Genomic DNA, 25,298 nt, shown 5'->3' with positions numbered 1-25,298 from the left:
TTTTTCGTGTATTTTTGATTATGATTTTTGCCTGAACAAAAGATTTCCACGGAGATAACAGACGTTCTCAACAGCAATCGTTTGCGCAAACGTTTCGCAGGTTAGCACCGACAAATGTCAGTTTTGTTACTGAGGATTTGGAAGATGTATTCTTTCGGCATAAAAACCACAGAAAACCGCCAAAGTGTGCGATTTTCGTCACATGCCATGTTGTGAAAACCAGACTTTCTGCCGACGACAAGGCAGGTGCTGTGCAGTACACCGCATTTGAGGCATTTTCTGTGCGGAATTCGCGATTCCGGATTGTCCGCAGGCATGCAGACAGAAACCGCTGGAAGCAGAAGCGCAAAACAAAAGCGTAAAACAGCGAATAAAAAAAAGCGGGCAAACTGCCCGCTCAATCGTCATTCACGCAAACCGGATTAACATCACCGCTGACCGATGTCGTCGATGTGCGTCAGCAGAACTTGCAATACGGAAATGGCGTCACAAGGACCTCCGTTTCCACCGCAAACAATTACTCTGCCGCTGCTTCCGGTTTGTTCTGCGCCTCTTCCATCATTTTGCGTATCATCGCCACCGGCGCACTGCCGTAACTGAGGAATTGTTCGTGGAAAGTTTTCAGACGGAAATCCTTGCCCAGCTTTTGTTTTTGCTGATCACGGAACGCCATGATGTCGGCGTAACCGCTGAAATAACTGGTTAGTTGTACCGAGCTGTACTGCACCCGCGACCACTTACCACGGGCTTCAGCCTGCGTCTGGAATGCATCTTCCATCAGGAAACGCAGCGCTTCCTCCTGCGTCATCCCGAGCACATGCACCGAGTAATCGAGGATGGTATTGCAGATCGTGCGCAGATTCCATTTGTAATACATCAGCCACATTTCCGGCGTATCGCCGCCGTAGCCGGATTCCAGCATCATGCGTTCGCTGTACACCGCCCAGCCTTCTATCATTGCACCGTTACCGTATAAGGCTTTAATTACGGACATCGACTGATTTGCATGCTGCAATTGCGTGTAATGACCGGGAATCGCTTCATGAATATTCAGAATCTGTAATACCCAGTGATTGTACTCGCGCAGCGTGCTTTCGATTTGTTCCGGCGGCTGACCGGTCAGCGGTGTCACGTTGTAGTAAGTGTTGTCACGCGGACGGAAAATCCCCGGCGCTTCTATCGATGCCACCGTCACGCCGCGCTGGTATTCCGGCGTTTCACGTACCACCAGCGGTTTGCTTGCATCCAGATTCAGCAAGTCTTTTTGCCGTATCCATGCTTCCAGCACCGGCAACTGACGACGAATTTCCGGATACAGCTGATCGGCACTGACATGTTTTTCCGACAGCTTATCAATCACCATCTTAATACGCTGATTCACTTTTTCCGGCTTCGCAGTATCCCCCATGACCTTAGGCCATAACTGATCCGCCAGCGCTGCCATGCGGGTCAGTGCATCTTCTTTCGCTGCCAGCGCCTTTTGATACATTTGCTCCGCGCTCAGATCCGACTGAATATCGGCTTTAAACTTCGCTTCATACAATTCTTTACCGATACGGAAAGAGCGCCAGCCGTTGTCCGGTGTCGTGTTCAGCAATTTCTGCAAATGATCGCGGTAACCGGTGACTGCAATGCGTGCATCCTGCAGGCGCGATTTCAGATCGGCTTTTTCTGTACTGCTCAGGGTGGATGTTTTTGCCTGATCCGCGATCAGATCAAACACCGCCAGCGTTCCGGCTACCTGTGCAACAGCCAGCTGCGTATGCTCGCGCGTCGGTTGCTGTAAACCTTGCTGTGCTGCTGCGTAATACGCCGGCACTTTAATCAGACGTTCGCTGATTAAACGCAGACGTTTTTCCAGCGGCGCAAACGGCGTGTTGATCAGACTGTCAAAACCACCGGCTACATTGTGTACCGACGGATTCCATGCAAATTCCTTGAAAGTATTGATGTACCAGCGGCTGCTTTCCAGATACTGACGCATCATCGCCAGATCGGTTTTATCCGCCGCTGGCAAATAGGTTTCATTGATATTGCCCAGCGTTTTCAGCCAGCGTTCGCAAAACTGCAGATACTGTTCGCGGGTAGGCTCATCCTGAACCGATAAACGGTTACCCGCATCATAACGACCGGCAGACATCGCGGTTTCAGGATCCTGCTGCCAGAAATCTTTCAGAAAGTAAGCGCGGGTATTTGCAAATTCAGCGCTTTTAATCAGACGGATATCTTCATGCCCGCCGCGCTTTGGTGCCAGTTTGGCTGCTTTGCCACCTTTGCCCGCTTTACCAGCTTTGGCACTGGCTTTTCCGCCTTTTTTTGGCGCCGCTTTCGCAGATTTTCCTTTTGCTGCGGGTGCTGCCTTCTTCGTATTTTTCGCCGCTGCTTTTGCAGGACGATTCACCGCTTCTGCTTCCGGCACCACCAGCACACTGCCAGCCACGCTGAGTGCCAGCGCCGACAGGATTGCTTTGTAACTTTGCATCTTGTTTCCCTTATTCATTATTCTTTGCAGCGCGCCATGCCTGCCATTTACGGCGGCTACCGTCCACTGCCCCGCCAGCCCGCACAACAACTTTGCAATCAGGCTTTTTTCGGGAACGGTGATTAAACACAAAATACGGCCGGAGTGCCAGCATTCTGTGAATCCGCCCTTCTTTGCTACACTACGCCCTTTGCTGCTGCACTTTGGAATTTCTGACTGTGATGACGACTGATACCCTGCCCGGCCACCTGCACTGGGAGCAGGATGGCGAACAACGCTCCTGCCTGTGGCGCTCCGAAAATGGCAGCGCACCGCCCAAAAAAGTGCTGCTGGCGGATGACCGCATGCCCGCCGATCAGGCTTACAAACTGGCGTGCGAAGGCACCGCTTTATTGTGGCAGGGTGATTATCATCAGGCCCGTCAACTGGTACAGGCACTGGGACGCCGTCTGGAAAAGAAAAGTTCACGCAATGCCAAACCAGTCAGCAGCGATATCACCCAGATTTTCCATCAGCACCGTCAGGCACAGGCGCACCGCGCCCGCATTCTCGGCATGGTACTGATACCAGTCAACGGCGATCTGCGCATTCCGCTGCGCCGCGCACCGGATGTGAAACTGGCACTGACGCAAGCCGGCGTTGCCGAAGGGGAAGCCTTCGCCTTATCGCTGCGCGAATTGCTGGGTATCATCGGTGCCTATGAATGGCGCAAAAACGGTGTGGAGATTCCCGCACTCGGCGGCAAAATTCACCCGTATTACGGCGTGTTTTCACCAATACGCGGCGAATACATCGATCTGGTACAGAAAGCCCGTCTGCCTTCAGACGAACTGGCATTTGATATCGGCACCGGTACAGGCGTACTGGCAGCGGTGCTGGCGCGCAAAGGCGTGCGCCGCATTATCGCCACTGATCAGGATCAGCGTGCGCTGGCTTGTGCAGCGGACAATCTGCAGCGTTTAGGCGTGGCTGCGCAAGTCACGCTGCAAACTGCCGATTTATTTCCAGAAGGCAAAGCACCGCTGATTATCTGTAATCCGCCATGGTTACCGGCACGTCCGAGTTCCGCCATCGAATACGCGGTCTATGATCCGGACAGCCGCATGCTGCGCGGCTTCCTGAACGGCCTGAAAGCACATCTGACTGACGATGGCGAAGCCTGGCTGATTATGTCGGATCTGGCTGAGCATCTGGGTTTGCGCGGTAAAGATGAATTGTTCGCGCTGATCAGCGCCGCCGGTCTGGTGGTGGCAGGCAAAATGGATATCCGTCCGCGTCATGCCAAAGCCACCGATAACACCGATCCGCTGCACCGCGCCCGTTCACAGGAAGTGACGTCACTGTGGCGCTTGCGTCATCATTTGTAAGTAAGTCAGCGCGGTATTTGCCGGCTGGCGATACGGATGACTGCGTTGCGCATTCATACTGATTGCACGTTTTTTGTTTTGCTTCGTTTTGTTTTTGTTGTTTGTGTTGATTTTGTTTTTCTGAAATTCTGAGAGTGTTCTATGTCCAAACCAGCCCGCATCCTGACCTTTAAATGCACTTCCTGCCAGAAGCCAGTCAAAGTGTTTCTGCAAAAAGTGTCAGCCTGCTCACATATTTCCCCGTATCAGGGTATTTGCGATTGCGGACAAGTGATGAAGCATGCCACCGGTGATAAAGAAGCCGTTGCTTCTTATCTGGCTTCCGATTCTGTGACCTGGTCGCACCACCACTGATCCTGATCTGCCACAGATCAGCAGGCAAGGCTCTGCAGAAATCGTCATTCGGGCAAATTTCGACCTGCCCGCTCAGCCAGTGTTTCTGCGGACGTCCTCTAAAAACCGGCTTTTTTCTGTGCAGAACACCGCATTTAGGCTGAAAAATGGCTTTTTGACCGTCCGCAGCTGGCGGCGAGTGCATGAACAGCGCCCCTCTGTGCGACGCAACAAGGCCGGCGTCTGCGCAGAACAAGCCGACCGAGGCGTTCTTCTGGCGCAAACACAGGCAATTTGCGGCTGAAATGGCCGAAAGCATTTATAATCTGACGCTTTGCAGCAGATTTTTCCGGAAACAATGAGGGTATTTCGCGGACTTCCCAATGCCGCCTCGCGCGCACCATGTGCGCTGGCAATCGGTAATTTTGACGGTGTTCATCTCGGACACCAGACGCTGCTCGCCCATTTGCGCGCTGCGGCAGACCGGCTCGGGCTGGAATCTGCGGTCATGACTTTTGAGCCGCACCCGCGTGCTTTCTTTGCACGTCTGGCCGGCGATGTCTCCAAAGCACCGTCCCGTATCGCCAATCTGCGCGACAACTTATCATCCCTGCAAAACGCCGGTGTTGACCGCGTGATTGTGGAACACTTCAATCAGCATTTCGCATCGCTGTCGCCGGAAGAATTTATCCGCCAGATTCTGGTGGAAGGCTTGCATGTGAAATGGCTGATGGTCGGCGAAGATTTTTGCTTTGGCGCACGCCGCGCCGGTAATACCGACACCCTGAAAGAAGCCGGCCAGCGCTATGGCTTTGAAGTCAGTGTGTTACCCGCCGTCAAAAACGGTGATATCCGTATCTCTTCTTCCGCTGTGCGCGCCGCACTGGCCGCCGGTGATTTCAGCCATGCCAGCGATTTACTCGGCCACAGCTACCGCATTTCCGGCCACGTGGTTCACGGGCAAAAACTGGGCCGCACCATCGGCTTCCCGACGCTGAACCTGCGCATTGCGCACCAGCGCCCTGCCGTCAACGGCATTTTCGTAGTGCAGGTACATGGTCTGTCCGACCAGCCTTTGCCGGCCGTCGCCAGTCTCGGCGTGCGTCCTACCGTGGAAGACAATGGCCGCGTGCTGCTGGAAACGCATGTATTCGATTACAGCGGCCACGCCTACGGCAAAGTCGTGCAGATTGAATTCCTGAAAAAGCTGCGCGATGAAGAGAAATACCATGATCTCGAAACCCTGACCGCCGCCATCGAAAATGATGCGAGTCAGGCCAGAGCGTATTTCCGCGATCAGGCACGCATACCGGCCAGTTCCGCAACCGACCGAATTTGACCACCGGAAAACACCCGCTTTCCGCACCGGCGTTCCGGTGAGTCCAACCATTTTTAGCAAATTCTCTTAATTATGTCTGATAAGAAAACGGCGAAACCTGCCAGCAAATATCCGGTCAATATGACCGAAACAGCTTTCCCTATGCGCGGTGATCTGGCCAAGCGCGAACCGAACTGGGTAAAACAATGGCAGGACAAACAAATCTACGAACGTGTGCGCAAAGCCGCTGCCGGTCGTCCGAAATTCATCCTGCACGATGGTCCTCCGTATGCAAACGGTGACATCCATCTGGGTCACGCCGTCAATAAAATTCTGAAAGACATGATTATCAAAGCACGCACACTGGGCGGCTTTGATGCACCGTATGTCCCGGGCTGGGATTGCCACGGCATGCCGATCGAAATCCAGATTGAAAAACTGCACGGCAAAAACCTGCCGGTGGATGAAGTGATCCAGAAAGCCCGCGCTTACGCGAATCAGCAAATTGATAACCAGAAAACCGGTTTCCGCCGTCTGGGTGTGCTGGGCGAATGGGATAATCCTTACAAAACCATGAACTTCAGCAACGAAGCGGACGAAATCCGTGCGCTCGGCACCCTGCTGGAAAAAGGCTATGTGTACCGTGGTCTGAAACCGGTGAACTGGTGTTTCGATTGCGGCTCCGCACTGGCGGAAGCGGAAGTGGAATACGAAAACAAGCGTGATCCGTCGATCGACGTCGGCTTCCCGTTTGCTGAACATGACAAACTGGCGGCGGCATTCGGCCTCAGCGCCCTGCCGGTACAAACCGGTTACTGCGTGATCTGGACTACCACACCGTGGACTATCCCGTCGAATCAGGCGCTGAATATGCATCCGGAAGTGGTGTATGCGCTGGTCAAAACCGAACGTAACGGCGAAACCATTCTGTTGCTGATCGCGCAGGATCTGGTGGAAAGCAGTTTGCAACGCTGGGAATTGCAAGGTGAAGTCATCGCTACCACTACCGGTGAAAAACTGGCCGGCATCAGCTTCAAGCATCCGCTGACCGCTGCTCACGAAGGCTATGCGCGTCTGTCACCGGTATATCTGGGCGACTACGTGACCACCGACAGCGGTACCGGTGTCGTCCACTCCGCACCTGCTTACGGTATCGAAGATTTCCAGTCCTGCAAAGCCCACGGCATGAAAGATGCCGACATCATCGCGCCGGTCATGGGCGATGGCCGCTATGCATCGACACTGCCACTGTTTGCCGGCATGACGATCTGGGAAGCATCCAAGCCGATCTGCGAAGCATTGCGCAATGCCGGCACGCTGTTCTCGCTGAAAATGTTTGACCACAGCTACATGCACTGCTGGCGCCATAAAACCCCGATCATTTACCGCGCCACGTCGCAATGGTTCGCCAGCATGGATAACACACCGAAAGACGGTGGTGATTCCCTGCGTACCACAGCGCTGAATGCTGTTGAGCAAACTGCATTCTTCCCGGCATGGGGTAAAGCCCGCCTGCAAGGCATGATTGCCAACCGTCCGGACTGGACACTGTCGCGTCAGCGTCAGTGGGGTGTGCCGATGGCTTTCTTTATCCACAAAGAAACCGGTGCCCTGCATCCGCGCACGCCGGAATTGCTGGAACAAATCGCACAACGTGTTGAGCAGCAAGGTATTGAAGCATGGCATGCGCTGACCGCAGAAGAATTGCTGGGCGCAGAAGATGCGGCGATGTACGAGAAAAACCGTGACACGCTGGACGTCTGGTTTGATTCCGGCATCACCCATAAAACTGTATTGCGCGGTTCCCATGCGGAACAACTGAGCTTCCCTGCCGATCTGTATCTGGAAGGTTCGGATCAGCATCGTGGCTGGTTCCACTCTTCCCTGCTGACCGGTTCTATGCTGGATGGCCGCGCGCCTTACAAAGCCCTGCTGACACACGGCTTTACCGTGGACGGCGAAGGCCGCAAGATGTCCAAATCGCTGGGCAACACAATTGCACCGCGTGAAATCACTGATACGCTGGGCGCTGACATTCTGCGTCTGTGGGTGGCATCGACCGATTACTCCGGTGAATTGTCGATTTCAGATGAAATCCTGAAACGTGTGACCGAAGCCTATCGCCGTATCCGTAACACCCTGCGCTTCCTGCTGGCAAATACTTCGGACTTCAATCCGGCAACCGATTCCGTCGCGATCAGCGATATGCTGGAAATCGACCGTTTTGCTATCGCCAGTGTGAATGCACTGCAAACCGAAGTGCTGGCGCATTTCGACAAATACGAATTCCATCCTGTCGTCGCCAAGCTGCAGACTTACTGCTCGGAAGACCTCGGCGGTTTCTATCTGGACGTGCTGAAAGACCGTCTGTACACCAGCGGTGTGAATTCTCCGGCACGCCGTTCTGCTCAGACTGCGATCTGGCATCTGACCCATACCATGCTGCGCTTGCTGGCTCCGGTATTGTCATTCACAGCCGAAGAAGCATGGGCATTCTTTGCCGGTGAGCAAAGCTTCAAAGACAGTGACGAAACCATCTTCACACAGACTTTCTACCAGTTACCTGCGATTGCGGATGCAGAAGCACTGCTGGCGCGTTACGCGATTCTGCGCGACGTACGGAATCAGGTGACCAAGCAACTGGAAGAAGTCCGCATGGAAGGTAAAATCGGTTCCTCCCTGCAGGCAGAACTGGAAATTTTCGCCAGCGGCGAAAAGTTTGCGGTACTCAGCAGCTTTGCCGATGACCTGAAATTCCCTCTGATCGTGTCGGCAGCAGTCGTGCGTGAAGTAGCAACTGCCGAAGAAGAGCAGGTACTGGTCACACCATCCTCGCATCAGAAATGCGAACGCTGCTGGCACTACCGTGCCGACGTTGGCAGCCACGCGGATCATGCTGGTCTGTGCGGCCGTTGCCACAGCAATCTGTTCGGCGAAGGTGAAGCGCGTCAGTTTGCCTGATGCGTCGCGACAAGCGGGGATCTTCCCCGCTTTTTTCTGTGCAGCAGCAGTCCGCTGCTGCGCTTATCCTGACATTGGTTGATACACGTTATGGCAACAAAAAAGAAAGTGCTGCCGGTTGGCAATTCCCGTTCTAACAGCGCGTTTATCCTGTGGCTTGGCATCGCGGCTATTGTCGTCTTGCTGGATCAGGTCACCAAAATCACGATCACGCGTTTGTTTTCTTTTGCAGAAACCCTGAGCGTGACCTCGTTTTTTAATCTGACGCTGGTCTATAACAGAGGGGCAGCATTCGGTATGCTGGCCACCGAATCTGGCTGGCAACGCTATTTCTTTACCGTACTGGGTCTGGGTGCTGCGGCATACATCAGCTGGCTGTTATTTAAAAACAGTAGTCAGAAAATGTTTTGCGCGGCTTTGTCACTGATCATGGGAGGTGCCATCGGCAATGTGATTGATCGCGTACTCTATAGTCATGTCATCGATTTTCTGGATTTTCACTATCAGGAAATTTACCATTTCCCGGCCTTCAATCTGGCGGACAGCGCAATCTGCCTTGGTGCAGCATTGTTCATTCTGGATGAATTGCGCCGCGTGAATAAGTAAGGAGTTGCCATGGTATTGCAGGGTAAAAAAATTGTGCTCGGCATGACCGGCGGCGTCGCCTGCTACAAGGTGGCAGAACTGACGCGCGCGCTGGTCAAAGCCGGAGCCAGTGTGCAAGTGGTTATGACCGCATCTGCGACTCAGTTCATCACGCCGGTCACCATGCAAGCCTTGTCCGGCCAAACGGTGTACACCGATGCCTGGGACAGCCGCATCCCTAACAATATGCCGCATATCGATCTGACCCGCGATGCAGATGCGATTCTGATTGCGCCTTGCAGCACCAATTTCATGGCGAAGCTGGCCAATGGCCTGTGTGACGATTTATTGTCCACACTGTGTATTGCCCGCCCTGCCCATTTACCATTGCTGATTGCACCGGCGATGAATGTGGAAATGTGGCAAAACGCGGCAACGCAACGTAATGTCGCCACCCTGCGTCTGGATGGCCTGCAGCTACTCGGCCCTGCTGCCGGCGCGCAAGCCTGCGGCGAAACTGGTTATGGGCGCATGCTGGAACCCGAAGAATTGCTGGAAGAAATGATCGCCGCTTTCACCCCAAAAGTGCTGGCTGGCAAGCATTTACTGATTACTGCGGGCCCGACGTTTGAACCGATTGATCCGGTACGCGGCATCACCAATTTATCATCCGGCAAAATGGGTTATGCCATCGCCGAAGCGGCATACCGTGCCGGTGCACAGGTAACGCTGGTATCCGGCCCTGTTGCAATGCCTGCTCCGTATGGCGTGCAACGTATTAGCATACAAACCGCACAGCAAATGCATGATGCCGTCATGGCAAACCTGCTGACGCAACGTCAGGATGCATTTATTGCCGTTGCCGCTGTCGCTGACTGGCGGGTTGCTAATGCCAGCGATCAGAAACTGAAGAAAAACAGTGCCGGAGATTTACCGCAACTGGAATTCGCACAAAATCCGGATATTCTGGCCAGCGTTGCTGCGATGGATGATGCACCGTATTGCGTCGGCTTTGCTGCTGAGTCCGAACAACTGCTCGAATACGGTGCCGCCAAGCGTCTGAAAAAAAATGTACCTTTACTGGTGGGTAATATCGGCCATCAGACATTTGGCAAAGACGATAATGAACTGATCCTGTTCGACGAACATGGTCACCATGCCCTGCCACGTGCGAGCAAAACTGCACTCGCCGCTATGCTGATCAGTGAGCTGGCCAACCGTCTGCCACACTGATCTTTGTTTTTCTCTGAAGAGTTCTTATGAAAAAAGTCGCTTTAAAAGTTCTTGATCAACGCATGAAAGATCAGTTACCTGCTTACGGTACGCCGGGCAGCGCTGGCCTCGATTTACGTGCCTGCATTGATACTGCTATTACCATTGAGCCTGGTCAGACCGTTCTGATACCAACCGGTATCGCAATTCACATCGCTGACCCTGGTTATGCCGCAATGATTCTGCCACGCAGTGGTCTGGGTCATAAAAACGGTATCGTTTTGGGCAATCTGGTCGGTCTGATTGATTCCGATTATCAGGGGCAATTGATGGTTTCTACCTGGAACCGTAGTCAGACCGCATTCACACTGAATCCTATGGACAGACTGGCTCAACTGGTCATCGTGCCTGTGATGCAGGTCGAATTTGATGTGGTCGATGAATTCGGTGACAGCAGCCGTGGCGAAGGTGGATTCGGCAGCACAGGTAAGCAATAAAGCAATCTGAAGGCCACATCGCTTTAAGCATTGCTCAGTATCAATAAAAAAAGCCGGTTCAAAACCGGCTTTTTTTATTGCATCTAGAACATTAACATTCAGCGTTTGGTTTTACGTGCTCGGCTGGCGGATTCCCGGACAATGTTATAGCTCCAGTAATCTTCGTTAATGCCATTGTTTACACTGACGCAAACAAGAAACTGATCATCCTCGTCTTTCAGCCTGCGGCCGGTACCTGTTGTCCGCTCATTCACATCACTGCGGTTATAAACATCTACTTCAACTTCCTGGCCGTTAATTGCGGCGGCAGATAAAATTGATTCAATCGTTTTGGCTGTATATTCCAGCATATATGCCGGTGGTTTCGGAATCGCCATATGTCCCCCAAAAAATGAAACAGGGCAGCGAACGCCGCCCTTGTTATTTATTATTATTCCAACTCTGCCACTTCCTGCGAGGCGCCGGATGGTGGATCATTTTCACCCTCAGAAAATTCCAGTCGGATCTGATCGTTGTCGTCTAAATCCACTACGACCTTACCGCCGGATACCAGACGCCCGAACAATAATTCATCAGCAAGCGCTTTACGAATCATATCCTGAATCAGGCGAGCCATTGGGCGTGCGCCCATCAGAGGATCAAAGCCTTTTTTGCCGAGGAATTTACGCAGCGTATCGGTAAATGCGGCCTCCACTTTTTTCTCATGCAACTGTTCTTCGAGCTGCATCAGGAATTTGTCCACCACACGAAGAATAATTTCTTCGTTCAGTGAACGGAAGCTGATAATTGCATCCAGACGGTTACGGAATTCCGGTGTGAACATGCGTTTGATATCGGCCATTTCATCGCCAGCCTCACGCGTATTCTGGAATCCGATACTGCGCTTCTGCAGGCTTTCCGCACCGGCATTCGTGGTCATAATAATGATCACATTCCGGAAATCTGCTTTACGACCATTATTGTCCGTCAGCGTACCGTGATCCATGACCTGTAGCAGAATATTGAACACGTCCGGATGGGCTTTTTCAATCTCGTCCATCAGCAATACTGCATGCGGCTTCTTCGTGATTGCTTCCGTCAGCAAGCCACCCTGATCAAAACCAACGTAGCCCGGTGGTGCGCCGATCAGACGACTGACGGCATGGCGCTCCATATATTCGGACATATCGAAGCGAATCAGCTCAATACCAAGCGTAAATGCCAGTTGCTTTGCCACTTCGGTTTTACCGACGCCGGTAGGACCGGAGAACAGGAAAGCGCCGATTGGCTTATCGGTTTTACCAAGACCAGCACGCGCCATTTTGATCGCTGACGATAATGCTTCAATTGCCGGATCCTGACCGAAAACCACGTTTTTCAGGTCACGCTCAATAGTCTGCAACTTAGCACGATCATCCTGATTCACTGTTTGTGGTGGAATACGGGCGATCTTGGCGATGATATCTTCAATATCAGCCTTACCAATCGTTTTCTTTTGCTTGGATTTCGGGAGTACACGTTGTGCAGCACCAGCCTCATCAATCACGTCAATTGCTTTGTCAGGTAAATGCCGGTCATTGATGTAACGCGCAGCCAGCTCTGCTGCTGTTGTCAGCGCAGACGCAGAATACTTCACATTATGATGCTCTTCAAACTTGGCTTTTAAGCCGCGCAGAATCTGCACTGTTTGTTCAACTGTAGGCTCGGCCACGTCGATCTTCTGGAAGCGACGGGAAAGCGCATGATCTTTTTCAAATACACCACGGTATTCTGTATAGGTTGTCGCGCCAATGCATTTCAGCTGACCACCAGACAAAGCTGGCTTCAGCAAATTGGAAGCATCCAGCGTTCCGCCTGAAGCGGAACCAGCACCGATAATGGTATGAATTTCATCAATGAACAAAATCCCGTGCGCAGTTTCACGCAACTGACGCAGCACGCTTTTCAGGCGTTGTTCGAAATCACCGCGGTACTTGGTACCTGCCAGCAGCGCGCCCATATCAAGCGAATACACAACTGCATTCTGCAAAATATCCGGTACTTCACCCTGCACGATACGCAATGCCAGCCCTTCGGCGATCGCGGTTTTACCTACGCCCGCTTCACCAACCAACAAAGGATTATTTTTACGGCGGCGACATAAAATTTGAATCACCCGCTCAACTTCAGAATCACGACCAATCAGAGGATCGATTTTCCCCTCAGCTGCGTGACGATTCAGATTCTGCGTAAACTGATCCAGCGCATTTTCGCGCGATGCAGCTTCCGCCTGCCCTTCTTCAGCACCTTCATGCGATTTGTGAGTATCCTGCGGCTGATCTTTGCGAACGCCGTGGGAAATGAAATTCACAACATCCAGTCGGGTAACGCCTTGCTGATGCAGGTAATAAACAGCGTGAGAATCCTTCTCACCAAAAATAGCTACCAGTACGTTTGCGCCAGTTACTTCTTTTTTACCGTTAGAAGAAGATTGCACGTGCATAATCGCACGCTGGATCACACGCTGAAAACCAAGCGTAGGCTGCGTATCAACTTCGTTGGTACCAGGTACTGTTGGCGTATTATCAGCAATGAATACAGACAGCGTCTTGCGCAGATCTTCAATATTCACGGCACATGCGCGGAGTACTTCCGCAGCCGAAGGATTATCCAGCAATGCCAGCAGTAAATGCTCGACCGTGATGAATTCATAACGCGCCTGCCTGGCTTCCACAAAAGCCATGTGCAGACTAACTTCCAGTTCCTGAGCAATCATACTTCCTCCATCACACATTGCAGCGGATGACCGGCGCGCCTGGCATGCGTCAACACCAGTTCCACTTTTGTCTGCGCAATATCTTTAGGATACACGCCACAAATTCCTTTTCCATCGCGGTGAACCTTGAGCATGATCTGCATCGCTGCCTCACGGTCTTTGTTGAAATATTCCTGTACGATCGCAACGACGAATTCCATCGGCGTATAGTCGTCATTAAGTAATATCACTTTGTACATTGGAGGCGGTTTCAGCTTCTGCGTTTCGCGCTCCAGTACGGTACTGTTTTCTTGCTTTGTTCCCATACGCTTATTTTAGTACTTTGGCCGTCTTTGAATGCCAATAATAAGCGAATAAATAGCCCACTTATTCCGCATTGCCTCAAATGTTACCCTGTTTCTCAGTATTTAGCAGATAGTGCCGAATTTACGGTTCGCAAGAAGCAAAATCAGCATAATTTTTAACGGTTCATGACGGAATTGTGACTTAAATCACAAGAGTTCTCTTAAAAATACAACAATACAACAAGGCGCCCAAAAGTTTCTTGACTAAACTTTTTTTTCCGCAAAGAATGACATTGTTGTCTAAAAAATAGTTTTTAAGCAACACGAAGGGGGCAGGTTTGGGAGGGGCTGTTTCAGTTTCCTTGCTTTTACGGCTCGTGTGATTAGTTATTCTTTGAAAGACGCATTATGGCAACAGGTACCGTCAAGTGGTTCAATGATTCCAAAGGCTTTGGCTTTATCACTCCGGACGACGGTGGTGAGGATTTGTTCGCCCACTTTTCCGCAATCCAGATGAATGGCTTCAAAACCCTGAAAGAGGGTCAGAAAGTCTCGTTCGAAGTCACGCAAGGCCCTAAAGGCAAGCAAGCATCTAATATCCAAAACGGATAAGCTGGATCCGTACTTCCTTGTAAAAGCCCTGATTATTCAGGGCTTTTTTTATTGCCCCTCCTGCACCCACTCCGAACAGGAAACAGCCTGACTGAAGCCGAATTGCCGGCAATATTTGTTCCATAAGCGATGCTAACAAGCATACCGGCAACTAAACGAAAAAAGCCGGGTTTCCCCGGCTTTTTCTTTGCAAATCAGAATGAACTGAATTACATGTTTTCGATCATCACGTCGCCGAAGCCGGAGCAGGAAACCTGCGTCGCGCCTTCCATCAGACGTGCAAAGTCGTATGTTACCTTCTTGGAAGTGATCGCTTTTTCTGTCGATGTGATCAACAGATCAGCCGCTTCTACCCAGCCCATATGACGCAGCATCATTTCTGCAGACAGGATCAGAGAACCTGGGTTCACATAATCTTTACCAGCATATTTAGGTGCTGTACCGTGCGTTGCTTCAAACATTGCTACGGAATCAGACAGGTTTGCACCCGGAGCGATACCGATACCACCAACTTGTGCTGCCAGTGCGTCGGAGATATAGTCGCCGTTCAGGTTCAGTGTAGCGATAACGCTGTACTCTGCAGGGCGCAACAGAATTTGCTGCAGGAACGCATCAGCGATGGAATCCTTAACAACGATATCTTTACCTGTTTTCGGATTCTTGAATTTGCACCATGGGCCGCCATCGATCAGTTCTGCACCGAATTCTTTTTGTGCCAGTGCATATGCCCAGTCACGGAAACCGCCTTCGGTGTACTTCATGATGTTACCTTTGTGAACGATCGTCACGGAAGGCTTGTCATTGTCGATTGCGTATTGAATTGCTTTACGCACCAGACGCTCAGTACCTTCGACGGAAACTGGTTTAACACCAATACCGGAAGTTTCCGGGAAGCGGATTTTCTTCACGCCCATTTCGTCTTGCAGGAACTTGATCAGTTTTTTCACTTGATCAGAGCCTTGTGCAAATTCGATACCTGCGTAGATATCTTCAGAGTTTTCACGGAAGATCACCATGTCAGTTTTTTCCGGCTCACGTACAGGAGATGGAACGCCTTTGAAGTAACGTACTGGACGCAGACAAACGTACAGATCCAGTTCCTGGCGCAGAGCAACGTTCAGGGAGCGGATACCGCCGCCAACTGGTGTTGTCAGAGGACCCTTGATAGACACAACATAGTCTTTCAGAACTTGCAGTGTTTCTTCCGGCAGCCATACGTCAGGGCCGTAAACTTTGGTGGATTTTTCACCAGCATAGATTTCCATCCAGCTGATTTTGCGTGAGCCGCCGTAAGCTTTAGCAACAGCTGCGTCAACGACTTTGATCATAACCGGGCTGATATCAACACCGGTACCATCGCCTTCGATATAAGGGATGATCGGATTATCCGGAACATTCAGGGAAAAATCGGCATTGACCGTAATCTTTTGACCTTCTGCTGGCACTTTAATATGTTGATACATCGTTTTCTCCGTAGTTGGACGATCTAGCGGGTTGCGCTTTACTGACTTTGTCTTGTGTCTGCTTACAGAATTGCCGGAAACACACCACATGCACCATTAACTCTTATATAAGACAGAAGACCTTATTTCGTATTATGCACTACTATTTTACTGGATGCCATCAATTTGCAAAATTAAGGTTACACTTAGCTGATGAAACTCATATTACTGAACAAACCTTTTGATGTGATGTGCCAGTTCTCTGCGCATCCAGACAGGCCCACTTTAGCAGCATATCTGCCAATTCCCAATATTTACCCCGCCGGACGCCTGGACGCTGACAGCGAGGGACTGGTTTTGCTGACTGACAATGGCAAGCTGCAAAATCTGATCAGCCATCCCGACCATAAGTTACCCAAAACCTACCTGGTTCAAGTGGAAGGAATTCCCGAAAATACAGATCTGGATAAACTGAGTCAGCCATTAAATCTGGGGGATTTCATCACCAAACCGTGCAAAGTCGTGCGTATACAAGAGCCGGAATGGTTATGGGAGCGCAATCCGCCTATCCGTCAGCGCGCAAACATCCCGACCAGTTGGTTGTGCATGGTGTTATCCGAGGGTAAAAACAGGCAAGTCCGCCGCATGACCGCTGCAGTCGGCTTCCCCACCCTGCGCCTCGTACGGACTTCTATTGCCGGATATGCGCTGGAAGATTTTCCTCTGATGCCGGGTGACTGGATGGAAGTGGATCCTGCACACCTGCTGAAATAAGAAACTGACTCTGAGAGGTGACGATTTGATACAAAAAATCATCCCCGCTCGTCTGCCTTACCGGATTTTTCCGGTACGATACTTACATCAATATCATTATCGACACAGTCTTATGCTGAAAAATCCGTTATTACGATCACTGACAAATGCAGGCTTTGGCATTGCGCTGTTATTGTCAGCCACCACAGCAATCGCACAATCCCGTTTACCTGTAACTACACTGAATGCAGGCATTCATCTGATTCGCGCTGAAGTTGCAGCAACTGAAGCTGACAGGCAGGTTGGCCTGATGAACCGCACACAGCTGGGCTTAAATGAAGGCATGATTTTTGATTTTCAGGCACAGGCGATGGTGTGCATGTGGATGAAAAACACACTGGTTCCGTTGTCGGTCGCATTTATGGATGCGGATGGCACAATTGTGAATATCGAAGATATGCAGCCGCAGTCACTGGAATCGCATTGCGCGAAGAAAAATGTCCGTTATGCACTGGAAATGCGTCAGGGCTGGTTCAAGGCGAAAGGCATTAAAGCCGGCAGCAAAATTGAAGGCGTTCCGCTTGGCAGCAAATCCTGATTGATAGTCAGTGCGACGTGAATCAAAAATAAAAAGCCCCGACGTAAACCGGGGCTTTTTATTTACCATTCAGACATCCGAATCTGCAAACCAGAAACAATAGCTGAAAAGCAAAAACCGCAGACTGGCTGCGGTTTTTCCACTTACTACTGAACAGAAACAGCGAATTACGCCATTGCTTTCAGAGCAGCTGCCAGACGGCTTTTATGACGTGCAGCTTTGTTTTTGTGGATGATTTTCTTGTCAGCGATACTGTCGATAGTCGAAACAGAAGACTGGAAAATGCTAGCAGCAGCAGCTTTATCACCTGCGTCGATTGCTTTACGAACAGCTTTGATTGCTGTGCGCAGCTCAGAACGCTGGCTGGAGTTGTGTGCGTTTTGTTTAACTGCTTGACGAGCACGTTTGCGTGCTTGTGCGGTATTTGCCATGAGATTTCCTAAACGTGGTCAGAGCGACGGGTCAAAGCAAATTTGAATCAAATGCCACGCCGCGAAAAATTTCTATACAGCTTTGCAGTATAACGCCTTTGCGTGGCGTTAGCAAGCATTGCCGGGGTTTTCAGGGAACTAAGGATTATAAAACGTTTTTACAGTTGCTGCAGCATATTTTTCTAATCTGCTGCGCACTGCCGCACATCACAGGTTTACACTGTATTGCAGCAATATTTGCTCTTTGAACATTGACCGGAGTGACGATGAATCAGAAAACCCTGACACTGGAAAGCAGTTTAGTGCGGCTTGAACCTCTCGATGAAACCCATCTGCCCGCCTTGTCGGTGGCGGCCGCCGATGGTCGTTTATGGGAACTGTTTTTCACCTCAGTTCCGTCTCCTGAGCGCTTGCAAACATGGTTTAACACTGCAATGGACATGCAGCAACAAGGCCGCGCCGTTGCATTTGCAATCCGACATTTACCTTCCGGCAACATCATCGGCTCCACCCGCTTTTGTAATATGGATACCGCAAACAAACGGGTCGAAATCGGCTACACGTGGTACGCGGAAAGCATGCAGCGCTCGGGCGTAAATACCCATTGCAAACTGCTGTTGCTGCAACATGCATTTGAAGCATGGCAATGCAATGCGGTTGAATTCCGTACCGACTGGCTGAACCAGCGTTCGCAGGCAGCGATTGAGCGGCTGGGTGCGAAACGTGACGGCATACTGCGCCGCCATATGATCATGCCGGACGGGCGAGTCAGAGACACCGTGGTGTATAGTATTCTTCTCGATGAATGGCCGGGCGTGAAGCAGCATTTGCACTTCCGCCTGCATCGTAACGGAGATAGTTTGCAGTGCTGATTGATTTTTTTTATACCCTGCGGGATGCACGCGTCCCGGTCACAATTCGTGAATTTCTGGATTTGCTGGCAGCACTGGAAAGTGATGCCGGCATTCACAGCATTGATGATTTTTATTTTCTGGCGCGTACTATTCTGGTCAAGGATGAGGCGCATTACGATAAATTCGATCAGGCCTTCGGCAAATACTTTCGCGGCATTGATACTTTATTTGAAAAGCGACCGGATATTCCGCTCGACTGGCTGGAACAGCGCCTGAAGCGTGAGCTGACGCCCGAACAAAAAGCTGCGCTGGAAAAATTCGGCTATGACAAGCTGATGGACAGGCTGCAGGAATTGCTGAAAGAGCAGAAAGAACGTCACGAAGGCGGTAGCAAATGGATAGGCACGGGTGGCAAATCGCCTTTTGGCAATGGCGGTTATAACCCTGAAGGCATCCGCATCGGTGGCGAAAGCACACACAGGCGTGCAGTGAAAGTCTGGGAGCAGCGCTCGTTTCAGGATTACGATGATCAGAAAGCCATCGGCACCCGCAATATCAAAATTGCGTTACGCCGTTTAAGGAAATTTGCCCGCACCGGCCTGCATGAAGAACTGGCACTGGATGACACCATTCGCGCTACCGCGAACAATGCAGGATATCTGGATTTGCGCATGCAGCCAGAGCGCAAAAATAATATCAAAGTTCTTATGCTGCTCGATGTGGGTGGCAGCATGGATGATCATATTGCGCTGACCGAAGAATTGTTTTCCGCTGCACGCAGTGAATTCAAGCATCTGGATTTTTATTATTTCCACAATTGCGTGTACGACTATCTGTGGAAAAACAATCACCGCCGCCATGCGGAACGTTTTCCGACGATGGACGTGCTGCGTCGCTATCCGCCCGATACCAAGCTGATTTTTGTCGGTGATGCGACCATGAGTCCTTATGAGATTCTGCAACCGGGCGGATCAGTGGAATATAACAATCCCGAAGCCGGTGCAGCCTGGATGCAACGCTTCACAAATACTTTTCCGAAAGCAGCGTGGCTGAATCCGGAGCCGGAAGGATTGTGGCAATACCGCCAGTCGATTGCGATCATGCAGCAACTGATGGCGGGCCGGATGTTTCCGGTCACGCTGGACGGGCTGGATCGCGCAATGCGTTTGCTCAGCAAATAAAGAATCGGTTCAGCAATAAAAACGGGCAGCGTGGCTGCCCGTTTTTGCTTTTTTATTACACCGCAGTATCCCACTGAAATGGCGCTGAAATCTGGCTGAAATTTCGCTGAGCATCGCCCGCGCAGATTGCGCTTTAATGATCCAGATACAGATATTTCTTCATCGTTTTCAGAATGACCTTGCGCGAAATCGGCTTGGTCAGAAAACCTTCACAACGCACTTTCTGCCCCAGCTCAGGCTTGTATTCAAAGTGTCTGTCGACCAGCAACACCACCGCACTTTTCAAACCCTGATTCTGACGTTTCAGCCCGTCGCATAAACGGTAAGGGTCAACACCCTGCGTCGACGTATTAATAAATGTCAGCGCATGCTGGTTATTACCGTCGAGCAGCAAAGCGCTGCGTTCATCGTTCGCCAGCGTTACCGGAATGCCGTACGGATCCATGATGGATGCGACGTATTCACGGAATTGCGTGTCTTTATCGACGATCAGAATGCCGCCGCGTGCCAGCGGTTGCTTACGCATACGCTGATACACTTCCGGATCGGTCAGATCCAGATCCAGACGCGGATGCTTGCGACGCTCATGTACCGACAACACGGTTTGCGCACTGAGCGTGGTCAGCAGCAATTGACGTTTATCGATAATATCGTCCAGCACATCGAAAATTTTGCGCCAGCGGATCGGACGTGGCATGACCGGGAAGTCAAATTCCAGCTCAGTTTTTCCGATCAGCAATACCGGCTGTGCTTCCCCCGGATGCAGGTCAGACAGCAAGGCCATTGCCGGCAGATTGCCCGCATTGACGATGTACATGTCAGGGTCCTGAATACTGCCGGGAAGCAGGCAGGTATAGCGATAGCCCTTTTCACGCGCTACTGCGAGCACGTTGCGAAAGGTTTCTTCTTCTTTCGGGGGAAAACCGAGGAGTCTAATCGCGATGGCAGATGTTTTTGTTGTCATCGTTTATCCAGCTACGCATTGCAGCTACAATAGCTGCCGAAAACTCAGAGAGCATACATCGAAACGTATCCTTCTGACAAAAAAATGCAAGCCTGCACGCAGTTTTGCTCAAATTTTGCTTAATCCAACGATTTCAACCTGCATGGCAACGAAGAAAAATACAACATCTGATTACAGTGAATCGTCGATCCGCGTCCTGAAAGGACTGGAGCCGGTGAAACAGCGTCCGGGCATGTACACCCGTACCGAAAATCCGCTGCATATCATTCAGGAAGTGATCGACAATGCTTCCGACGAAGCGCTCGGTGGCTATTGCAAACACATTCAGGTCACGCTGAACACCGATGGCAGCGTCAGCATCGAAGACGATGGCCGCGGTATTCCGGTCGGGCTGCATCCGGAAGAAGGTGTGCCGACGGTGGAAATCGTGTTCACCCGTCTGCATGCCGGCGGTAAATTCGATAAAGGTTCCGGCGGCGCTTACGCTTTCTCCGGCGGTTTGCACGGTGTCGGCGTGTCGGTAACGAATGCGCTGTCTAAGCGTTTAGAAATCATGGTCTGGCGCGATGCAGGCCTGCATTTGCTGACCTTTGCGGGCGGTGATGTGATTGAACCGCTGCGCACCCAGCCGATTCCGCGCGGCGATAAGAAAAACGGTACCCGCGTCACGGTCTGGCCGGATGCGCAGTATTTTGATTCAGCGAATATTCCGCTCGGCGAACTGCAACGTTTGCTGCGTTCCAAAGCGGTATTGCTGCCGGGCGTCAAAGTCAGCCTGACTCACGCGAAAACCGGCGAAACCCAGGTCTGGCAATATGATCAGGGCTTGCGCGGTTATCTGACCGAAGCACTGGCGCAGCAGAATCAGACCGAAACTGTAATCCCGCTGTTTGAAGGCGAACAGTTCGCCAGCTCGGACAGCGAAGGTTTTGCCGAAGGCGAAGGTGCATCGTGGGTGGTGGCGTGGACCGAAGAAGGCGGTGTATTCCGCGAATCGTATGTGAACCTGATTCCGACACCGAGCGGCGGTACGCATGAATCCGGTCTGCGCGATGGTTTGTACGGCGCGGTGAAAAGTTTTGCTGAAATGCATTCCATGCTGCCTAAGGGCGTGAAGCTGTTGCCGGAAGACGTGTTTGCCCGTGTCTCGTTTGTATTGTCCGCCAAAGTGCTGGACCCGCAATTTCAGGGACAAACCAAAGAACGCCTGAATTCGCGCGATGCGGTGCGTCTGGTATCCGCATTCGTCAAACCTGCGCTGGAACTGTGGCTGAATGCGCATGTGGATCTGGGTAAAAAGCTGACTGAATTAGTCATCAAGCAAGCGCAGTCGCGTCTGCGTTCTGCGCAAAAAGTTGAGAAGAAAAAATCCTCCGGCGTTGCCGTGTTACCGGGCAAGCTGACCGATTGCGAATCTGACGACATCACCCGCAATGAATTATTTCTGGTCGAGGGTGATTCCGCCGGTGGTTCCGCCAAAATGGGCCGCGATAAAGAGTTTCAGGCGATTCTGCCTTTGCGCGGCAAGGTGCTGAATTCCTGGGAAACCGAGCGCGACCGCTTGTTTGCGAATAATGAGATTCACGATATCGCCGTGGCGATCGGCGTGGATCCGCATGGCACACAGGACAATCCGGATTTATCGAATCTGCGTTACGGCAAAATTTGTATCCTGTCTGATGCGGACGTCGATGGCTCGCATATTCAGGTCTTGCTGCTGACGCTGTTCTTCCGCCATTTCCCGCAACTGATTGCACGCGGCCATATCTGCGTCGCGCGTCCGCCGCTGTTCCGTGTCGACGCACCGGCGCGTGGCAAAAAACCGGCACAAAAACTGTATGCGCTGGATGAAGGCGAACTGACTGCGATCGAAGACAAACTGCGCAAAGATGGCGTGAAAGACGGTGCGTGGAGTATTTCGCGCTTCAAAGGTCTGGGTGAAATGAATGCGGAACAACTGTGGGAAACCACGATGAATCCGGATACCCGCCGCCTGCTGCCGGTGGCACTGGGTGAATTTGATCAGAGTTTTTCCGAAAACCGCTTCAATATGCTGATGGGTAAAACCGAAGCAGCAGCGCGCCGTGCGTGGCTGGAAGAGTTCGGTAACGCGGTCGAAGCAGACATTTAACGCCGCCGGAATGCCTGCAAAGGTGCTCCGGAGGCCAAAATATACCCCCGGGGGTATTTTTAAACGCCCAGTATTCTTGCCGACAATCAGGCGAAAATCGCGGATACCCCCCCTGTTTTAGGTTTTTTCAGCCGTTTTTTGCGGCTGTATAAAGATAGCTACCATGAGCGAACAAGCGAATTTATTTGAACAGACAGAACCACCGTCAGACGGCGAAGCCCTGACGCTGGCCAGCTTTGCCGAACGCGCTTATCTGGATTACGCCATTTCCGTGGTCAAAGGCCGCGCCCTGCCCGACGTTTGCGACGGCCAGAAACCGGTACAGCGCCGCATTTTGTATGCAATGCATGAACTCGGCCTTGCCTCCACCGCCAAACCGCGCAAATCGGCGGCGGTGGTCGGTGACGTACTCGGTAAGCTGCATCCGCACGGCGATCAGTCAGTCTACGATGCACTGGTGCGGATGGCGCAGGATTTCTCGCTGCGTTATCCGCTGATTGATGGTCAGGGTAACTTCGGCTCACGCGACGGCGACGGCGCAGCGGCGATGCGTTACACCGAAGCCCGTCTGACACCGATTTCCCGTTTATTGCTGGATGAAATTGATCAGGGCACCGTCGATTTTCAGGCCAACTACGACGGCACCACGCAGGAACCGCGTTTGCTGCCTTCGCGCCTGCCTTTCGTGCTGCTGAACGGCGCATCCGGTATTGCAGTTGGTCTGGCGACGGAAATCCCGTCGCACAATCTGCTCGAAGTCGCCAAGGCGACCGTGGCCATGATCAAAAATCCGGCCATTACCCATGAAGAATTAATGCAGCTGGTACCGGGGCCGGATTTCCCGGGCGGCGGCCAGATCATCACACCGGCGGCTACGCTGGCAGAGATGTATGCGACCGGTCGCGGCAGCATGAAAGTGCGCGCCCGCTGGAAGATAGAAGAACTGGCGCGTGGTCAGTGGCAAGCGGTCGTGACTGAACTGCCACCGGGTACTTCGTCGCAAAAAGTGCTGGAAGAGATTGAGGAAATCACCAATCCGAAAATCAAAACCGGCAAGAAAACGCTGTCGCCGGATCAGGTATCACTGAAGCAAATGATTTTGTCGGTGCTGGATACCGTGCGCGATGAATCCGGCAAAGATGCACCGGTACGCCTGGTATTTGAGCCGAAATCCAAAAATCTGGATCAGACTGAATTCATGCAAATCCTGCTGGCGCATACCTCGCTGGAAAGCTCTGCATCGATCAATCTGGTGATGATTGGTCAGGATGGTCGTCCGCGTCAGAAGGCACTGAGCCATATCCTGCAAGAGTGGATACAGTTCCGCTTCGCTACCGTGACCCGCCGCACCGGATTCCGTCTGCGCAAAGTGGATGACCGCATCCATATTCTCGAAGGCCGCGAAGCGGTGCTGCTGAATATCGATGAAGTGATCCGCATTATCCGCGAATCGGATGAACCGAAACCGGCGCTGATCGCGGCTTTCCGTTTATCGGATCGTCAGGCAGAAGATATTCTGGAAATCCGTCTGCGTCAGCTGGCGCGTCTGGAAGCGATCAAGATTCAGCAGGAACTGGCTGAACTGCGTAAAGAAAAAGCCACGCTGCATGATTTACTGGACAATCCGGCCTCGATGAAAAAAATGATCATCAAGGAAATCGAAACGGATGCCAAACAATTCGGCGATGCGCGCCGCACACTGATCGAAGAAGCAGCGAAAGCATCGGTAGAACAGAAAGTGGTGGATGAACCGGTCACGGTCGTCATTTCCGAAAAGGGCTGGGTACGCGCACGTACCGGACACGGCCATGATCCGGCTCAGTTCAGCTTCAAAGCCGGTGACAGCCTGTACGGCACTTTTGAATGCCGTACTGTCGATCAGTTGCTGGTATTCGGTTCGAATGGCCGTGTGTATTCTGTTGCAGTATCCGCCCTGCCCGGCGCACGCGGCGACGGCGTACCGGTCACTACGCTGATTGATCTGGCAAGCGGCACCCGCATCCTGCATTACTTTGCGGGCGCTGCGGACACCGGCTTGCTGATCGCCTCCAGTACCGGTGTCGGCTTCACAGCCAAAGCCGGTGACATGATCAGCCGTAATAAATCCGGTAAAGCCTTTATCACGCTGGATGACGATGCAACGCTGTTCGCGCCGGTCGTGATTGCCGCCGAAGACAGCGCAGTTGCCTGCCTGTCCGGCAACGGGCGTTTGCTGGTATTCCCGCTGGCGGAAGTTAAAGCGCTGTCCAGTGGCGGCCGTGGTGTGATACTGATGGATCTGGAAGATAAAGAAGCCCTGTTGCTGGTGCAAACCGTAACTGACAAAGGTGTGCGTATCACCGGTATCGGCCGTGGTGCCAAGCCGCAGGAAGTGCTTATCGCCAACAGCGCACTGCAAATCCATCTGGGCAAGCGGGCGAAAAAAGGGAAGCCGCTGGATTCCAAAATCAAGGCGCAGTTTTTACTCCGCATCTGATTGAAGATTAAATGCCGGATATCCGTTCTGAAATTAAAAATGCCGCTGAACATCAGCGGCATTTTTGTTTGCAGGATGACGTG

Annotated in this window: 21 protein-coding genes; 14 read left to right on the top strand and 7 right to left on the bottom strand. The window is 51.9% G+C overall.

Going from position 1 to position 25,298, the window contains the following annotated elements; genetic code table 11:
• Positions 1 to 517 precede the first annotated feature (517 nt).
• Entirely contained in the window at positions 518 to 2,482 is a 1,965-nt protein-coding gene (locus KDM89_RS12110; RefSeq protein WP_212688191.1) for a DUF885 domain-containing protein, read from the bottom strand.
• Positions 2,483 to 2,703: 221 nt separating this feature from the next.
• Here KDM89_RS12110 and KDM89_RS12105 point away from each other — a divergent pair, with 221 nt between their 5' ends.
• From KDM89_RS12105 to dut, 7 genes are all read left to right on the top strand, one after another.
• Entirely contained in the window at positions 2,704 to 3,849 is a 1,146-nt protein-coding gene (locus tag KDM89_RS12105; protein WP_212688239.1) for a methyltransferase, read from the top strand.
• A 141-nt stretch (positions 3,850 to 3,990) separates the two neighbouring features.
• Positions 3,991 to 4,203: a hypothetical protein gene (locus tag KDM89_RS12100; protein ID WP_189357436.1), complete on the top strand. Its 213-nt coding sequence runs from the start codon at positions 3,991 to 3,993 to the stop codon at positions 4,201 to 4,203.
• Positions 4,204 to 4,540: 337 nt separating this feature from the next.
• Complete coding sequence (locus tag KDM89_RS12095; RefSeq protein WP_212688190.1) at positions 4,541 to 5,521, top strand: bifunctional riboflavin kinase/FAD synthetase; 981 nt, start codon at positions 4,541 to 4,543, stop codon at positions 5,519 to 5,521.
• A gap of 72 nt (positions 5,522 to 5,593) precedes the next feature.
• Positions 5,594 to 8,461 carry an isoleucine--tRNA ligase gene (gene ileS, locus KDM89_RS12090; RefSeq protein ID WP_212688189.1) on the top strand — a complete coding sequence of 956 codons (2,868 nt, stop codon included), beginning with the start codon at positions 5,594 to 5,596 and terminating at the stop codon, positions 8,459 to 8,461.
• A 90-nt stretch (positions 8,462 to 8,551) separates the two neighbouring features.
• On the top strand, positions 8,552 to 9,067 hold the full coding sequence (lspA, locus tag KDM89_RS12085; protein WP_212688188.1) for a signal peptidase II: 516 nt from the start codon (positions 8,552 to 8,554) through the stop codon (positions 9,065 to 9,067).
• A 9-nt stretch (positions 9,068 to 9,076) separates the two neighbouring features.
• Positions 9,077 to 10,279, top strand: coding sequence for a bifunctional phosphopantothenoylcysteine decarboxylase/phosphopantothenate--cysteine ligase CoaBC (gene coaBC / locus KDM89_RS12080; protein WP_212688187.1), 1,203 nt, complete (start codon positions 9,077 to 9,079; stop codon positions 10,277 to 10,279).
• A 26-nt stretch (positions 10,280 to 10,305) separates the two neighbouring features.
• The gene (gene dut / locus KDM89_RS12075) at positions 10,306 to 10,755 is read left to right on the top strand and encodes a dUTP diphosphatase (RefSeq protein WP_212688186.1); all 450 of its coding nucleotides are present in this window, start codon (positions 10,306 to 10,308) and stop codon (positions 10,753 to 10,755) included.
• A 98-nt stretch (positions 10,756 to 10,853) separates the two neighbouring features.
• Here dut and KDM89_RS12070 read toward each other — a convergent pair whose 3' ends face one another.
• The 3 genes from KDM89_RS12070 to clpS are packed head-to-tail and all read right to left on the bottom strand — an operon-like array spanning position 10,854 to position 13,794.
• Positions 10,854 to 11,132 (bottom strand): hypothetical protein, encoded by a 279-nt coding sequence (locus KDM89_RS12070; RefSeq protein ID WP_212688185.1) that lies wholly within the window; start codon positions 11,130 to 11,132, stop codon positions 10,854 to 10,856.
• Positions 11,133 to 11,185: 53 nt separating this feature from the next.
• Positions 11,186 to 13,489 carry an ATP-dependent Clp protease ATP-binding subunit ClpA gene (clpA, locus tag KDM89_RS12065; protein ID WP_212688184.1) on the bottom strand — a complete coding sequence of 768 codons (2,304 nt, stop codon included), beginning with the start codon at positions 13,487 to 13,489 and terminating at the stop codon, positions 11,186 to 11,188.
• Complete coding sequence (gene clpS, locus KDM89_RS12060) at positions 13,486 to 13,794, bottom strand: ATP-dependent Clp protease adapter ClpS (RefSeq protein ID WP_212688183.1); 309 nt, start codon at positions 13,792 to 13,794, stop codon at positions 13,486 to 13,488. Before clpS ends, clpA begins: the two co-directional genes overlap by 4 nt.
• 387 nt (positions 13,795 to 14,181) lie before the next feature.
• On the opposite strand from clpS, the gene KDM89_RS12055 reads away from it, so the two are divergent.
• On the top strand, positions 14,182 to 14,385 hold the full coding sequence (locus KDM89_RS12055; protein WP_040040153.1) for a cold-shock protein: 204 nt from the start codon (positions 14,182 to 14,184) through the stop codon (positions 14,383 to 14,385).
• 209 nt (positions 14,386 to 14,594) lie between these two features.
• On the opposite strand, the gene icd is transcribed toward KDM89_RS12055, so the two are convergent.
• A complete protein-coding gene (icd, locus tag KDM89_RS12050) occupies positions 14,595 to 15,848 on the bottom strand; it encodes an NADP-dependent isocitrate dehydrogenase (RefSeq protein WP_212688182.1) in 1,254 nt (417 codons plus the stop codon).
• Between the two features lie 192 nt (positions 15,849 to 16,040).
• Here icd and KDM89_RS12045 point away from each other — a divergent pair, with 192 nt between their 5' ends.
• Positions 16,041 to 16,601 (top strand): pseudouridine synthase, encoded by a 561-nt coding sequence (locus KDM89_RS12045; protein WP_212688181.1) that lies wholly within the window; start codon positions 16,041 to 16,043, stop codon positions 16,599 to 16,601.
• Positions 16,602 to 16,713: 112 nt separating this feature from the next.
• Positions 16,714 to 17,178 carry a DUF192 domain-containing protein gene (locus KDM89_RS12040; RefSeq protein WP_212688180.1) on the top strand — a complete coding sequence of 155 codons (465 nt, stop codon included), beginning with the start codon at positions 16,714 to 16,716 and terminating at the stop codon, positions 17,176 to 17,178.
• A 167-nt stretch (positions 17,179 to 17,345) separates the two neighbouring features.
• Here KDM89_RS12040 and rpsT read toward each other — a convergent pair whose 3' ends face one another.
• Positions 17,346 to 17,609: a 30S ribosomal protein S20 gene (gene rpsT / locus KDM89_RS12035; protein WP_212688179.1), complete on the bottom strand. Its 264-nt coding sequence runs from the start codon at positions 17,607 to 17,609 to the stop codon at positions 17,346 to 17,348.
• Positions 17,610 to 17,875: 266 nt separating this feature from the next.
• Between rpsT and KDM89_RS12030 the strand changes: the two genes are divergently transcribed.
• Positions 17,876 to 18,481, top strand: a complete 606-nt coding sequence (locus KDM89_RS12030; RefSeq protein ID WP_212688178.1) for a GNAT family N-acetyltransferase — start codon at positions 17,876 to 17,878, stop codon at positions 18,479 to 18,481.
• Positions 18,475 to 19,644, top strand: a complete 1,170-nt coding sequence (locus tag KDM89_RS12025; RefSeq protein WP_212688177.1) for a vWA domain-containing protein — start codon at positions 18,475 to 18,477, stop codon at positions 19,642 to 19,644. Before KDM89_RS12030 ends, KDM89_RS12025 begins: the two co-directional genes overlap by 7 nt.
• Before the next feature lie 133 nt (positions 19,645 to 19,777).
• Here the strand turns inward: KDM89_RS12025 and KDM89_RS12020 are convergent, their stop codons facing one another.
• Positions 19,778 to 20,608 carry a PleD family two-component system response regulator gene (locus tag KDM89_RS12020; RefSeq protein WP_212688176.1) on the bottom strand — a complete coding sequence of 277 codons (831 nt, stop codon included), beginning with the start codon at positions 20,606 to 20,608 and terminating at the stop codon, positions 19,778 to 19,780.
• Positions 20,609 to 20,750: 142 nt separating this feature from the next.
• Between KDM89_RS12020 and KDM89_RS12015 the strand changes: the two genes are divergently transcribed.
• Together KDM89_RS12015 and parC are read left to right on the top strand one after the other, a co-directional pair.
• Positions 20,751 to 22,739, top strand: coding sequence for a DNA topoisomerase IV subunit B (locus tag KDM89_RS12015; protein ID WP_212688175.1), 1,989 nt, complete (start codon positions 20,751 to 20,753; stop codon positions 22,737 to 22,739).
• Positions 22,740 to 22,902: 163 nt separating this feature from the next.
• Positions 22,903 to 25,215, top strand: a complete 2,313-nt coding sequence (parC, locus tag KDM89_RS12010; RefSeq protein WP_212688174.1) for a DNA topoisomerase IV subunit A — start codon at positions 22,903 to 22,905, stop codon at positions 25,213 to 25,215.
• Positions 25,216 to 25,298 lie beyond the last annotated feature (83 nt).

Source organism: Cognatundibacterium luofuense (genome assembly GCF_018139685.1).
Taxonomy (GTDB): Bacteria; Pseudomonadota; Gammaproteobacteria; order Burkholderiales; family Burkholderiaceae_D; genus Undibacterium; species Undibacterium luofuense.
Note: the sequence above shows the minus strand (reverse complement) of the source record. Positions and strands in the feature narration are given on the sequence as shown.

Excerpts from the sequence above, each read along its gene's own strand:
- KDM89_RS12030 (WP_212688178.1), top strand. The coding sequence starts at position 17,876 with ATGAATCAGAAAACCCTGACACTGGAAAGCAGTTTAGTGCGGCTTGAA.
- KDM89_RS12100 (WP_189357436.1), top strand. The coding sequence starts at position 3,991 with ATGTCCAAACCAGCCCGCATCCTGACCTTTAAATGCACTTCCTGCCAG.
- KDM89_RS12040 (WP_212688180.1), top strand. The coding sequence starts at position 16,714 with ATGCTGAAAAATCCGTTATTACGATCACTGACAAATGCAGGCTTTGGC.
- KDM89_RS12070 (WP_212688185.1), bottom strand. The coding sequence starts at position 11,132 with ATGGCGATTCCGAAACCACCGGCATATATGCTGGAATATACAGCCAAA.
- rpsT (WP_212688179.1), bottom strand. The coding sequence starts at position 17,609 with ATGGCAAATACCGCACAAGCACGCAAACGTGCTCGTCAAGCAGTTAAA.
- KDM89_RS12015 (WP_212688175.1), top strand. The coding sequence starts at position 20,751 with ATGGCAACGAAGAAAAATACAACATCTGATTACAGTGAATCGTCGATC.
- coaBC (WP_212688187.1), top strand. The coding sequence starts at position 9,077 with ATGGTATTGCAGGGTAAAAAAATTGTGCTCGGCATGACCGGCGGCGTC.
- clpA (WP_212688184.1), bottom strand. The coding sequence starts at position 13,489 with ATGATTGCTCAGGAACTGGAAGTTAGTCTGCACATGGCTTTTGTGGAA.
- parC (WP_212688174.1), top strand. The coding sequence starts at position 22,903 with ATGAGCGAACAAGCGAATTTATTTGAACAGACAGAACCACCGTCAGAC.
- KDM89_RS12045 (WP_212688181.1), top strand. The coding sequence starts at position 16,041 with ATGAAACTCATATTACTGAACAAACCTTTTGATGTGATGTGCCAGTTC.
- lspA (WP_212688188.1), top strand. The coding sequence starts at position 8,552 with ATGGCAACAAAAAAGAAAGTGCTGCCGGTTGGCAATTCCCGTTCTAAC.
- dut (WP_212688186.1), top strand. The coding sequence starts at position 10,306 with ATGAAAAAAGTCGCTTTAAAAGTTCTTGATCAACGCATGAAAGATCAG.
- clpS (WP_212688183.1), bottom strand. The coding sequence starts at position 13,794 with ATGGGAACAAAGCAAGAAAACAGTACCGTACTGGAGCGCGAAACGCAG.
- KDM89_RS12095 (WP_212688190.1), top strand. The coding sequence starts at position 4,541 with ATGAGGGTATTTCGCGGACTTCCCAATGCCGCCTCGCGCGCACCATGT.
- KDM89_RS12055 (WP_040040153.1), top strand. The coding sequence starts at position 14,182 with ATGGCAACAGGTACCGTCAAGTGGTTCAATGATTCCAAAGGCTTTGGC.
- icd (WP_212688182.1), bottom strand. The coding sequence starts at position 15,848 with ATGTATCAACATATTAAAGTGCCAGCAGAAGGTCAAAAGATTACGGTC.
- KDM89_RS12110 (WP_212688191.1), bottom strand. The coding sequence starts at position 2,482 with ATGCAAAGTTACAAAGCAATCCTGTCGGCGCTGGCACTCAGCGTGGCT.
- KDM89_RS12020 (WP_212688176.1), bottom strand. The coding sequence starts at position 20,608 with ATGACAACAAAAACATCTGCCATCGCGATTAGACTCCTCGGTTTTCCC.
- KDM89_RS12105 (WP_212688239.1), top strand. The coding sequence starts at position 2,704 with ATGACGACTGATACCCTGCCCGGCCACCTGCACTGGGAGCAGGATGGC.
- ileS (WP_212688189.1), top strand. The coding sequence starts at position 5,594 with ATGTCTGATAAGAAAACGGCGAAACCTGCCAGCAAATATCCGGTCAAT.